Raw genomic sequence first — 13,009 nt, forward strand, 5'->3', positions numbered from 1 at the left:
AAACTACCCTAATCTTCGCCGCTTGGTCAGGTATGCCAGAAGAGACTGATCGAACTGAGCCTGCGTATCCATTTCTTCGAAATCGATCTCAAATTCGCTGCAGGCCATTCTGAATTGTTTTGTATAATCTTCTACTTTTTGCTGGTAGTCTTTGCGGACCTGAGCCGGTAGTACTTCGACTTCGTCACCCAACTCCATATCCTCAAATACAAAGCGCCGGTCGGGAAAATCGAGGTCCCTCTCACTCTTCTTCTCAAGAACATTGAACAATAAAACTTCATGTTTTCTATGTCGCAGATGTTTAAGGGCTGAGATCAATTCACTGTGCTCGCTGACGTTTTCAAATAGATCCGTGATAATAACCACTAGACTGCGGTGATTTAATCGTTCTGCTACTTCATGAATTGCCTGAGCAGAGGCTGTTACACGTTTTTCACCGTTTCCCTTTTCTTCCCTGATAAGTTCCCTTTCAAGCTCTGTATAAATTTGACGTAAATGAGCATAGGTAGATTTCGCGGGAATAAAGGCGTCAATTTTAGAATTGAAAGGAATGAGTCCACAGGCATCACGTTGACGATGCATAAGGTACATGAGCGAAGCCGCATAGTGAATACCATATCTTAGCTTACTCCATTCGGCAAAATATTTAAAGTTCATGGAGGTACTGGTATCAAGCATGATATACGACCTTAAATTGGTCTCCTCCTCATACTGTTTTACATAAAACCGCTCCTTCTTCGCATATACTTTCCAATCGATATGTTTAAAATCATCCCCCGGGTTATATGGCCGATGTTCTGCAAACTCCACACTGAAACCATGGAATGGGCTTTTATGCAAACCTGAAATAAAGCCCTCCACGATCTTCTTTGCCCGAAGTTCGAGGGAGGAAAGCTTGGATAATATACTTGGTTCAAGGATCATACCACATGGTAACAGTATAAATCAATATTTGAAAGTCATTACGTACCTGGTTCCTAATCTTCACAAACTTTTCGCAAAGAACGCCTATACTACATGCACTCACAAACTCATTAAGTATTCGTATTCAGGTTAACACCATGAAAATTATCTCAAAAGATCATGTCTCCATACTGATCGGGATCATTGGTTTCATCATTCCGTTTTTTTTAAGCATTCCCGGGCTTTCTGAAGCCGGCCATGTAGCATTAAGTATCTTCATCATTGCTGCCATTTTTTGGATGCTCGAACCGGTTCCCATTTACGCAACCTCCATAATGGTGATCCTGCTTCATGTCTTTTTTCTAAGTAAACAGGGACTGCTATTTCCCGAGGTAACGGCAGAGTATTCACCCAATACTTACACTGATTTTATCGGAACCCTTGCCAATCCCATCATTATCCTTTTTTTAGGCGGGTTCGTCCTGGCCGACTCTGCTGTTAAATACGATCTCGATAAAAATCTTACCCGGATCTTGTTAAAGCCTTTTGGGTCAAAGCCAAAATACATTGTACTCGGACTAATGGTTGTTACAGGTTTGCTTTCTGCGTTTATGAGTAATACCGCTACCACTGCAATGATGATGACAGTGATCCTACCGATCATTGCCAAAACAAAGGCCTCAGATCCTTTACGAATCGGACTTGCCCTAAGTATTCCATTTGCGGCTAACATAGGTGGTATCGCAACCCCCATCGGAACCCCTCCCAATGCCGTAGTCATTGGGGCTTTATCGAATCAGGGAATCGATATTGCTTTCACAGAGTGGATGATATTGGCAGGGCCTTTGGTACTTATTGTACTGTTCGTTACATGGCTGGTACTTTTATGGATGTTCAAGCCTGAAACAGAAACCATTCCAATGGACCTTAAAGGTACATTTCAAAAGAATTCATCTGCAATACTTGTTTACCTGGTGTTTGGCACTACCGTAATACTTTGGGTTACTGAAAGTTTGCACGGCATTGGAAGCAGTATCATCGCTTTGATACCGGTAACTGTTCTTGCACTCACAGGTATACTCGACAAAGATGGGATTCGTCAGCTACCATGGGAAGTTCTTTGGCTGGTTGCAGGGGGTATTTCACTTGGAATTTCAATGGAAAGCACGGGATTAGCTGAATGGATCATAACAAATATTGAATGGAGTATTTTCTCGCCGGTTTTCATGATCGTCATCTTCAGTCTCGTAGCCATAGTCATGTCCAACTTCTTATCGAATACCGTATCAGCCACCCTATTGATCCCATTGGCGGTGAGCTTGGCTACTTCAGGAGTGGCCGGAGAAGGTTTCAGCCTTGTTCTGATCAGTTTGGTAATAGGAGTAAGTGCCAGTCTGGCCATGATGCTTCCGATATCTACACCACCCAATGCTATTGCAATAAGCATGGGTACACTTAAAACAAAACATATGACACGCGCAGGATTCGTTGTAGGAATCTTTGGGCTATTAATGGTAACCCTTTACGCCTTGTTTTACTGGCCGTTAATCATAAATTAGAAAACCATGGATCACAAAATTTATATACTGATCGTTGAAGATGAGCTTGAAGTAATGGATGCACTTGTCAAAGATCTGGAGAACTTCGAATCGTTCTTCCCTGTTGAGACAGCAAACGATACAACTGAGGCCATGAAGGTTATTGAATATATACTGGATCATGGTCACAGGATCGGATTGATACTTTGCGATCACGTCTTACCCGGAAAAAATGGTGTTGACCTGCTCATTGAACTGCAGAAGAATAAGAATACGTCAGGAAGCCGTAAAGTATTGGTCACCGGTCAGGCAGGGCACGAAGATACAATTTTAGCGATCAATAAAGCTGATCTCGACCATTACATTTCCAAACCATGGACGGAGGAGGAGTTGCAGGAAGTGGTTAGAGATCAACTGACTGATTATGTGATCGAAAATGAAAAGAACTTACTTGCATATATGCAGATACTTGATGCAGAAAAGCTTTCAGAAGCTATGCGAAAACATAAAATGACTGACCATTGAGATGAATGACCATCAGGGCATATCCTGGCTAAATGATACACAAGCCATCCTTAATTTTATTCGGAGGTTGATCAATGAACTTCCTGAATTAAAAGATCGACTTATGGATCTTAATGAGGGTGATCTGCTTTTTTCTCAGGGTGACTCTCTTGAATTCATGTATCTGGTTCTTGAAGGTAACATTACTTTAACCCGCACTCAACCTGATGAATCAGAGGTAAAACTTATTACCCTTGGTCCCGGCAGCTTTGCCGGACTGATTGCATTCACCACCGGTGAGCCTACCCTAACCAGTGGTCGAATCTCACAAAAGGGTCAGGCTTTGAAAATGAGACCCCAACAGTTTGAACAATATTTGAATGATCATCCCAGGTTAAAGCACCCGCTACAACAGCTAATGCTGAATAATATGATCCAGCGGTATAAGAGTAACCTCAGGCTGCAAACCAGAACTCACCTTCTTAGCAAAGAACTCAATAAAGAGCGAAATGATCTCAAAAAAGCTTACGCTCAGTTAGAAGAAACCCACCAAATGCTGGTACATCAGGAAAAAATGGCTACACTTGGTGAATTGGTATCAGGCTTTGCTCATGAGGTCAACAATCCGGCTTCCGCTTTGATGAGAGCAGCTGAAAACCTGATAGATATCTATTCAAAATTTGAAAGCAGCCACTATTCTTACAAACTGTTCAAACTGGGTCTGCAATCTCAACCGGTTGATAGTAATACACAGCGTGAACGGATGTTAATGATCGAAAAGCGATACCCGTGGGTTCACGACCGTTCATCGGTTAGAAAACTGGCCCATATGTCAGATGAAGCCCTGAATTTAATTGATGAAAACCGGAAAAAGGGTGAGATGGATACCCTTATCAATCATTATGAAGCCGGCAAGATGATCCACAACATCCGAATTGCAAGTAACCGGATCGCAAACCTCGTAAAAAGTCTGAAAAGCTATAGTAGGCAGGATCAAAATAAAGAGGAGTATGCTGATATTCGCGACGGTATACAGGATACGATATTGGTGCTGAGCAACCGTCTTAAATTTATAGACCTGGAACTGAAACTCAATGATATTCCTAAAACCTGCGCTAATATAGGTGACCTTAATCAGGTGTGGACTAATATCATCGTGAATGCCTGCGATGCGATGAAGGACCAGGGTGCTCTGAGAATATCCACTGAAGCCAAAAATGAAACTATTATTGTCAGGATCTCAGATTCAGGCCCGGGGATTCCTGAAAACATCATACCCAAGATCTTTGAACCAAATTTCACCACTAAAAATCAGGGTGCAGAATTTGGGCTTGGTCTGGGCCTCGCGATCTCGAGTGAGATCATAGGTCAGGCCGGTGGTGATATCGATGTTACCAATAGGACTGAAGGGGGTGCCGAATTTTCAGTTTCAATTCCAATTAGAGACGATTGTTAACGGCTGATACCTGATCAAACAACCTTTAAGAATTCTTTTCCGCTGCTTCGTTTGCCATATAATATAACTGCATGATACGTATCTGATCATACCCGATCTTCTTATTCATTCTATCATACACCACTTTAAGCATATGTGACCCTTTTTCATCAAAGATCTTGATGATCTCATCTTGCTGGCGCAGCGATAGACTGGTTGCATCCGTAATACCGTCCAGTCGCAGGTCATTGCCTTCCTTTAAATAATCTTTGAGGTGATTCAGAATAGTGACTTCCTTTACACCATGCTCTTCGGCAAGGTGAGCGATCGATTGCCCATCATTAAATGCTTTACCGATCTGCTGATGAAGTTCTACACTTTCAAGCTCTTCAACTTTTTCCTCAAGAGAATCTTTTTTGGATTCGATATCGTGCTCAGCTGTATATTTTTTGATAATGCCAATAAATGCGGCTCCATATTTTTTCAATTTTACATCACCAACACCATATAATGGCAATAGGTGCTCCTTGTCTTTTGGATAGTAGTACGCCATTTCCATAAGTGTTGTGTCTGGAAAGATGGTATAAGGTGGTATTCCCTTTTCATCTGCCATATTCTTACGCTCTTTCCTCAGAATCTCAAAAAGATCTTCATCGTATTCAGCTTCCACTTCACTTGCAACGCGTGAAGCCTCTTCTGTGCTCATGGCTGTAGCTGTTCTGTCCAGTGTTCCGAAGACGTTTTCATCACCTTTCAGTACAGAGTGCCCTTTATCCTCTATGATCAACTCCGCATGTTCCCCTTTTGAGAGGTAATCCTGGCGGATCAGCATTCTCGAGAGCTGCTCCCACTGATTCTTTGACCACTCTTTTCCTGAGCCATGTGAAGACAGTTTATCATGCTCTAATTCCAGTACTTTTTGCGCTTTTGAACCTCTTAAGACATTTATGACCTGTGTTTTCCCAAAACTCTCTTCCAACTCTGAAATACACTTTAGTAACTTTTGTGCCTGCAGTGTAAAGTCTTCCACATTCTCATCTTTTGAGAGACAATTGTCGCACATACCGCACTCATCCTTGGGGTATTCTTCCCCAAAATACTTCATCAAAGGTACGCGCCGGCATTTTTTGGTTTCAATGAATTTAACAAGATCATCCAGGTGTTTTTCAGCGACCTCTTTTTCTTGTCCCTCTTTTTTGTTGATGAAGTATTTGATCTTATGTCTGTCGTTGTAGCTAAATAGCATCACACAATCAGAACGAAGCCCATCACGCCCGGCACGACCAATTTGTTGATAATATTGCTCGATGTTCTGTGGCATATCGTAGTGCATCACAAAACGAACATTCGGTTTGTTGATACCCATACCAAACGCGATGGTAGCCACAATGATCTGCACATCATCCCGAATGAATTGCCGCTGATTGATAGCCCGGTCCCGGTCAGATAATCCCGCGTGATAAGGTTTCACTGAATAACCCTCATCATCCAATGCCTGATATAGTTCATCAACCTGACGGCGTGATATACAGTAGATAATGCCGGATTGGTTTTTACGTGTATATAAGAAATCAAGTACCTGATTGGTGGCATCCTCTTTATCCGCTATTTTCAGGAACAGGTTCGGACGGTCAAAACTGGCTATGAATTCTTCAGATTCACCGAACTCTAACGTTTTTTTGATGTCCTCCCGAACCCTTGGCGTAGCGGTTGCAGTCAAAGCCATGCAGGTTGCATCCGGAAATATCTCTTTTCTAACTCGAGCTAGTTCCCGATAATCAGGGCGGAAATCATGACCCCACTCAGAAATACAATGTGCTTCATCTACAGCAAAAAGGTCAACTTTAATATCCTTTAAGAGCTCTCTGGTCTTATCCATAAGAAGCGTTTCGGGGGCAATGTAAAGTAGTTTCGCTTTCCCATTCAGTACCTGACGGCGATTGTAACCGTAAGCTTCCGGTGAAAGCGAGCTGTTTAGGTGAACTGCATTGATATCATATTCACGAAGTTGCTCAACCTGATCCTTCATTAAAGAGATCAGTGGTGAAACCACAACAGCCAAGCCGTCAAAAATGAGAGCAGGAATCTGATAACAAAGGGATTTACCTCCTCCGGTTGGCATAATTACAAGTGCGTCTTTTCTCTTGAGTGCCTGACTGATAACATCTTCCTGAAGGGGGCGAAAAGTGTCGTAGCCAAAGGTTTCTTTTAGGGTCTTCTTAGCTTCTTGGATCACAGATAATTTTAATTTTGAGGTTTACACATAGTTGACTCGCTGATTCATTTTGACATGCTACACTCAGCGTAGAACCTCACTTCCTTGGATTTTTATTTATACGTGCTAAGATAAGGGTGTTTTCATCAAAATTTAAGGACTCTTTGAAATTAGATTTAAAGAGAAATCAATGAAGTGAACAACAAAAAGGGGAAAGGAGCTTAAAACTTAACTGACCAGCCTAATCCAATAGCCGCATCAGAAGAAGATTCTGTCAATCCCATTGTAAATGTGCTATTCAATGCCACTTTTGAGGAAACGAAATATCCAATACCGATGCCGGCATTTAGGGGAGGCTCATAATCGTTGATGATCTCAGTAAATCCACTTAGTGTAGTATTTAAAAGCCATTTTCCCTGAGCTAAGGACCGGCTTAAACCTATACTAAATGAAATAGGATCCTGCAATTCAAGATCTGGCATGTCTCCAAACCACCATTTCGTTATATCTAAGTAAAGATAATTGTTGCCTAAAAACCGTTGTGATATGGATGTACCCACTCCAAAATCCCACTCACCGGTTCCATATCCGTTGGCAGGATCTGTGATCGGAATTTTTAGATTTGAATTCAGTTGAAGGCTCGTATACCCTGAGCTTGATCTGAATAAGTTTATATTGGCATAGATCGTTGGGTCACCAAAACTGGAGCTCTGATATGAAGCGGTATCGGGCAAAGTTATGATACTATCTGAAGCAGAGGTAACTCTTGAAGTAAATGACGAGGCTTTCCCCATTCCGCTTCCTCCACCCCCTTTTCCCGGTCTCCGACCGGTTGAGTCTGTCAGTGACCCGTGCTGTGACCCCCCTGTTGGAATATATCCTGTAGCACCATACGAGATCCATGGAGAGTTTTGATATATAAATGGAACAGAGAATGAGATGGTGGTTTTATCGCCTGATATCATCATACCATTTACAAAAGAAAAGCTTTCTGTGTTTTCGCTAAAAAAATATGAGCCGGTTGCATATTGCATACTTCCGGTGTAGGAAAGTTTTTGTGCATGAACGCAACCAGCTCCTAAGAATACTCCAAATAAGATGCCCAACAATGTACCCTGGATATGTGACCTGAATATCATAGACCCTCCCATTCTGATCTTGACCGATTAATTGAAACTGCTCCGTTATTTCAATTTTGTGTTTGCTGAGTATTATCTTTCTCGCGTAGTCTATCGCGTATTCTTTCCATTGCTTTTACTGCTTCTTCAGCTTGACCGGTCATGTCATTAAGTCTTTGGCGAAGTTGTTCCATCTCACCCTGCATAACGCGATCTTGAGCCATTTCACGATCTTGTAACATAAGCGTGCATCGTTCTGCTGCATTTTTAAGGTTACCTATCGTTAAACCCAATTGTTCACTAAATCGATACATGTTTTGATATTGATTTCGGAACTCTTCGTTTTTTGTTTGCTGCATCTGGCGGGTCATTTCCTGATTTAATGCATGTGTTCGTTCCTGAAGTTGGTTGATCTTCTGAACCATTTGCTGCATTTGCTGTTGCTGTTGTTGCATTTGTTGCTGAACCGTTTGTTGGCCAAATACACTAACAGACGCAAATAAAACCATCATGATCACAGATGTGGATCTTATAAAAGTTTTCATATTCATCTCCTGTTAAATTGATTAGTTCTTAGAAACTAATACCTGCAACAGTTTATGAAACCCTGATATTTAACTTGAAATACGCCCCCTTTTATACTTGTAATTATATTTCCATAACCTCCGTAGGGTAATCTATTACAAAGCAAAAGTGCTGGCTTAAGAAGGTATTTTTAATGTAAAACGTATGGGGGGGGCAAAAAGATGAATTGCCTTATCTTGAATACAGTTATAGAAATGCCTTAGAATGATTTTGGCAATACAGTTTTAAGACCTGCTTTTTTAAAAAAGGACCGCTAAACCCGGAAAATATCAGGTCTAGCGGTATTTTTAAATTTACTTGGAAAGATACAAGCTCTTGAACTCATAAGGCTTTTTGAAGTGCTCATCGTTAAAATCTTTGGCGAAATAAATACTCTCACCGGTTGATTTCATCTCTGGACCAAGCTCCTTTTTCACTTCCGGGAATTTATCAAATGGGAAGACAGGTTCTTTGATCGCCCAGTTTTCCAGTTTTGAGGTTAGGTCAAACTCTTTGAGTTTGGCCCCAAGCATTACTTTCACACCTATGGCGGCTTCCGGTCGTTGTGTTGCTTTGGCCAGGAATGGAATTGTACGGGTAGTTCTTGGATTGGCCTCCAATACATACACTGTTTCATCCTTCACCGCATACTGCACGTTAAGAAATCCAAGGATCTCCATATTTTCTGCGATCTTCAGTTGGTATTCCTCAATGGTTTTGATGACCTCGTCACTTAGAGAATATGGGGGCAGTACAGCCGTGGAATCACCTGAATGAACACCCGCCGGCTCAATATGCTGCATGATCCCGGCAATGTGAAGCTGATCACCATCAAAGACTGAATCTACATCCACTTCTATCGCATGCTCCAAATATTTATCGATCAGGAAGGCATTTTCAGGATGGGTTTTCAGGATATTGGCCACATACTTTCGAAGCTCTTCCTCTTTTACCGCGATCCGCATGCCCTGCCCACCAAGTACATAACTTGGCCGGATCAGAACCGGATACCCAATTCTACCTGCAATTTTAACGGCCTCTTCCACTTCTCTTGCGGTGCCATACTCAGGGAATGGAATATCCAGTTTCTTCAGAAACTTGGAAAACTCACCGCGATCTTCTGCAAAATCGATCATTTCAAAATCGGTCCCGAATATCCTGATGCCTTCTTCCACAAATCGTTTTCCGAGCTTGAGCGCCGTTTGTCCACCTACCTGAAGGATCACACCTTCCGGTTTTTCATGATCGATGATATCCAGTACTCGTTCCCAGTACACCGGCTCAAAATAAAGTTTGTCGGCAAAATCGAAATCAGTTGAAACCGTCTCCGGATTACAATTTACCATAATGGCTTCGTAACCCATTTCTTTGGCGGCCAGAACCGCATGAGTACAAGAGTAATCAAATTCGATACCCTGACCAATTCGGTTAGGACCGCTACCAAGGATCAGTACTTTTTTCTTATCGGTTACCTCACTTTCGTTCTCGCCCTCATAGGCTGAGTAGTAGTAAGGTGTTTGCGCCGGAAACTCAGCCGCGCAGGTGTCCACCATTTTAAATGATGGAGTAAGACCTAATTCTTTTCGGCGATCCCGAACCTTTTTGTCATCTACTTTCTCACCACTTTTACTGAGCAAATAAGCGATCTGCGAATCTGAAAAACCGGCTTGCTTCAATTCAAAGAAATCTTCTTTTGAGATCTCTTTCAGAGCCTGACCTTCAGTTCTGTTTTCCAGTGATACCATATACCTGATCTGCTGCAGAAACCAGGGATCAACCTTGGTGATATCCGCGATCTCTTCAACTGATGCCCCAAGCTTAAAGGCGTTGCGTATCTGCATTGAACGATCCCAGTATGGCTTATGCAATCTTTCTCGAACGGTTTTACGATCGAACTCTTCATAACCATCAGCTCCCAATCCATCACGTCCAACTTCAAGTGATTGCCATGCTTTGTTTAGCGCTTCCGGAAAGTTTCTCCCTATCGACATCACTTCACCCACGGCTTTCATCTGGGTTGAAAGTTCTTCATCCACACCGGGAAATTTATCGAAGTTGAACCGCGGGATCTTACAAACAACATAATCGATACTTGGCTCGAAACACGCAGATGTGGTCCCAGTGATCTGATTCTTGAGTTCATCCAACGTGTAGCCGACCGCCAGTTTCGTTGCTACTTTTGCGATCGGATATCCCGTTGCTTTAGAGGCCAGAGCAGAGGAACGACTCACGCGAGGGTTTATCTCGATGGCCACCAATCGGTCACTTCCCGGCTCCATCGCAAACTGTACATTACAACCGCCGGCAAAGGTTCCAATGCTTCGCATCATCTTGATGGCAGCATCCCTCATATGCTGAAGCTGCTTGTCGCTGAGCGTTTGGGTAGGAGCTACTGTCACCGAATCACCGGTATGAACCCCCATCGGATCCATGTTCTCGATCGAGCAAATAATGATAACATTATCATTGGCATCACGCAGAAGCTCAAGTTCGTATTCTTTCCATCCAAAAATTGATTCCTCAATCAGAACCTGATGTACGGGGCTCATCTCCAATCCACGCAGCACCTTTCGTTCAAATTCATCCTCATTCCATACGATTCCACCACCGGCACCACCCATGGTAAACGATGGGCGGATCACAATAGGCAGGCCTCCCAATTCCTCCTTGATCTCTTTTGCATCCAGCAACGATTGGGCCGTTCTGCTTTTACACTGTTCGATCCCGATCTCTTCCATCTTGTCACGGAATAACTGACGGTCCTCTGTCAGCTCCACAGCATCGATATCCACACCGATGATCTTGATATTGTTTTCTTTCCAGAAATTCTCTTTTTCCAAATCCCGGCAAAGGTTTAATCCCGTTTGCCCGCCCATAGTTGGCAGAACAGCATCGGGGTTTTCCTTAGATACAATTTCCCGTATGGAGTCCGTGGTCATGGGCAGCATATATACCGCATCGGCCATGATCGGATCTGTCATAATAGTTGCCGGATTTGAGTTAATGAGCACTATCTCATATCCCTCTTCCTGAAGAGAGCGGCAGGCCTGAGAACCGGAGTAGTCAAATTCACAAGCTTGGCCAATTACAATAGGTCCTGAACCAATGATCAAAATTTTATGGATATCGTCGCGTCTGGGCATGGGTTTTGTGAGTGGTTATTTGATGTTGGTGTTGTAGTGTGCGGGTGTTTGAGTGTTACGGTGTTATGGTTTTTTTGCGAACCATAACACCGTAACACCATAGCACCGTCAAATTGGTTTTTAGTTTACTTTTGTGCTTTCATTGCATCGATGAACTGATCGAACAGGTACGCTGAATCATGCGGGCCGGGTGAGGCTTCGGGGTGATACTGTACCGAGAAACCCTCGAAGTTCTTGAACTTCAATCCCTCAATAGTTCCGTCATTCAGATTGATATGCGTCACTTCCGCGATCTTCTCGTCTAATGAATCCTCATCTACGGCAAATCCGTGATTTTGTGTTGATATTTCAACGAGCCCGGTTTCCAGATTTTTAACGGGTTGATTAGCCCCGCGGTGACCTACAAACATCTTGGTTGTTTTGAGTCCTTCGCTGAGTGCCATTAGCTGGTGGCCAAGACAGATCCCAAATAATGGTTTTCCTGTTTCCTTGGCATAATTAACAGCTTCAAGGGCATACTCTGCTGTTGCGGTTGGATCACCCGGACCGTTACTGAAAAAATATCCATCAGCCTTCCAGGCTTTGATTTCTTCTATGGGTGTCTTTGCCGGAAAGATGCGAAGGGTACAGCCTCGTTTATTCAAATTATTAATGATATTCTGCTTGATGCCATAATCGAAGGCGGCCACGCGGTAATCGTCTGCACCATTAACCGTCTGAGCTTCGGGTCGCGTGACTTTGGTGGCAAGTTCAAGACCTTCCATATCGTCCCAATCTTTAGCCATTTGGACGAGCTTATCTTCATCCATCTCAGTGCTTGATATCACAGCATTCATCACACCTTTTTCCCTCACGTGACGAACTAACTTCCTGGTATCCACTCCGGAGATGCCGGTTATTTCATTATCCTCGAGATATTCCTGAAGGCTCCGATCAGCCATGGTATTACTGTATTCATGAGAAAAGGCCCGGCAGATCACTCCTGCCACCATCACTTTTCTGGCTTCATCATCTCGTGGTTGTGTACCGTAATTTCCAATATGCGGATAGGTCATCATCATAAGCTGACCGTAGTAACTTGGGTCCGTGAAGATCTCTTGATAACCGGTCATACTGGTGTTAAAACACAGTTCGCCACCGGTGATACCATCATGGCCGATGGCCTGTCCGTGAACCACGGTTCCGTCGCTTAGTGCAAGTATGGCTTTTTTTCTTTCGTGTAATGACATGAGTTAGATGTAGTTCTGGTTTGGTGAAATTGTTTGTTGATGAGAATCTGGATTGTAAAATAACGGTTTGCTCCCGGTTACTTTGACGCACTTCTTGATCCGCGCCCAAGCGGGGTAATTTCCTGTACCACTGTCGAAATTAATTAAGGAGTCTTCCGCTATCTGGAGAGTGAACAAAGGAGAGAACCGATGTTGCCAAGGGCTTAATTGGTCACGACGCAGAGCGTCATAACCAGTCTGTAAGATACTATGCACAACCTCGCACCGTACGCTAAGCGTCGGAGCGAATGGAAATTGATTGCGACCTAGAGCATCGTAAACAAACAGGAATAGAAATTTTAGCTCAAAAAAAATCCGACT

At 43.1% G+C, this 13,009-nt stretch carries 9 protein-coding genes; 3 read left to right on the forward strand and 6 right to left on the reverse strand.

The window, feature by feature from the left end; translation table 11 throughout:
- Positions 1–3: 3 nt before the first annotated feature.
- A complete protein-coding gene (locus tag AC13FX_RS03885) occupies positions 4–924 on the reverse strand; it encodes a DUF58 domain-containing protein (protein ID WP_482879157.1) in 921 nt (306 codons plus the stop codon).
- Positions 925–1,061: 137 nt separating this feature from the next.
- Between AC13FX_RS03885 and AC13FX_RS03890 the strand changes: the two genes are divergently transcribed.
- The 3 genes from AC13FX_RS03890 to AC13FX_RS03900 are packed head-to-tail and all read left to right on the forward strand — an operon-like array spanning position 1,062 to position 4,401.
- Entirely contained in the window at positions 1,062–2,462 is a 1,401-nt protein-coding gene (locus AC13FX_RS03890; RefSeq protein WP_482879158.1) for an SLC13 family permease, read from the forward strand.
- Positions 2,463–2,468: 6 nt separating this feature from the next.
- Positions 2,469–2,966 carry a response regulator gene (locus AC13FX_RS03895; RefSeq protein ID WP_482879159.1) on the forward strand — a complete coding sequence of 166 codons (498 nt, stop codon included), beginning with the start codon at positions 2,469–2,471 and terminating at the stop codon, positions 2,964–2,966.
- A 1-nt stretch (position 2,967) separates the two neighbouring features.
- Positions 2,968–4,401, forward strand: coding sequence for an ATP-binding protein (locus AC13FX_RS03900; RefSeq protein ID WP_482879161.1), 1,434 nt, complete (start codon positions 2,968–2,970; stop codon positions 4,399–4,401).
- A 25-nt stretch (positions 4,402–4,426) separates the two neighbouring features.
- Here AC13FX_RS03900 and recQ read toward each other — a convergent pair whose 3' ends face one another.
- The 5 genes from recQ to carA all read right to left on the reverse strand — a co-directional run bounded on the left by recQ (position 4,427) and on the right by carA (position 12,649).
- Positions 4,427–6,616 carry a DNA helicase RecQ gene (gene recQ / locus AC13FX_RS03905; RefSeq protein ID WP_482879162.1) on the reverse strand — a complete coding sequence of 730 codons (2,190 nt, stop codon included), beginning with the start codon at positions 6,614–6,616 and terminating at the stop codon, positions 4,427–4,429.
- Between the two features lie 200 nt (positions 6,617–6,816).
- On the reverse strand, positions 6,817–7,734 hold the full coding sequence (locus AC13FX_RS03910; protein ID WP_482879164.1) for a hypothetical protein: 918 nt from the start codon (positions 7,732–7,734) through the stop codon (positions 6,817–6,819).
- 50 nt (positions 7,735–7,784) lie between these two features.
- Positions 7,785–8,258, reverse strand: coding sequence for a hypothetical protein (locus AC13FX_RS03915; protein WP_482879165.1), 474 nt, complete (start codon positions 8,256–8,258; stop codon positions 7,785–7,787).
- Positions 8,259–8,591: 333 nt separating this feature from the next.
- The gene (gene carB / locus AC13FX_RS03920) at positions 8,592–11,420 is read right to left on the reverse strand and encodes a carbamoyl-phosphate synthase large subunit (protein WP_482879166.1); all 2,829 of its coding nucleotides are present in this window, start codon (positions 11,418–11,420) and stop codon (positions 8,592–8,594) included.
- 125 nt (positions 11,421–11,545) lie between these two features.
- Positions 11,546–12,649 (reverse strand): glutamine-hydrolyzing carbamoyl-phosphate synthase small subunit, encoded by a 1,104-nt coding sequence (gene carA, locus AC13FX_RS03925; protein ID WP_482879167.1) that lies wholly within the window; start codon positions 12,647–12,649, stop codon positions 11,546–11,548.
- Positions 12,650–13,009: the final 360 nt, after the last annotated feature.

The sequence above is a fragment of the Gracilimonas sp. B-17 genome (assembly GCF_056857935.1).

What these genes read in the sequence shown, in the direction of transcription:
- AC13FX_RS03885 (WP_482879157.1), bottom strand. Translation starts at nt 924, where the DNA reads ATGATCCTTGAACCAAGTATATTATCCAAGCTTTCCTCCCTCGAACTT.
- AC13FX_RS03890 (WP_482879158.1), top strand. Translation starts at nt 1,062, where the DNA reads ATGAAAATTATCTCAAAAGATCATGTCTCCATACTGATCGGGATCATT.
- AC13FX_RS03895 (WP_482879159.1), top strand. Translation starts at nt 2,469, where the DNA reads ATGGATCACAAAATTTATATACTGATCGTTGAAGATGAGCTTGAAGTA.
- AC13FX_RS03900 (WP_482879161.1), top strand. Translation starts at nt 2,968, where the DNA reads ATGAATGACCATCAGGGCATATCCTGGCTAAATGATACACAAGCCATC.
- AC13FX_RS03910 (WP_482879164.1), bottom strand. Translation starts at nt 7,734, where the DNA reads ATGATATTCAGGTCACATATCCAGGGTACATTGTTGGGCATCTTATTT.
- AC13FX_RS03915 (WP_482879165.1), bottom strand. Translation starts at nt 8,258, where the DNA reads ATGAAAACTTTTATAAGATCCACATCTGTGATCATGATGGTTTTATTT.
- carB (WP_482879166.1), bottom strand. Translation starts at nt 11,420, where the DNA reads ATGCCCAGACGCGACGATATCCATAAAATTTTGATCATTGGTTCAGGA.
- carA (WP_482879167.1), bottom strand. Translation starts at nt 12,649, where the DNA reads ATGTCATTACACGAAAGAAAAAAAGCCATACTTGCACTAAGCGACGGA.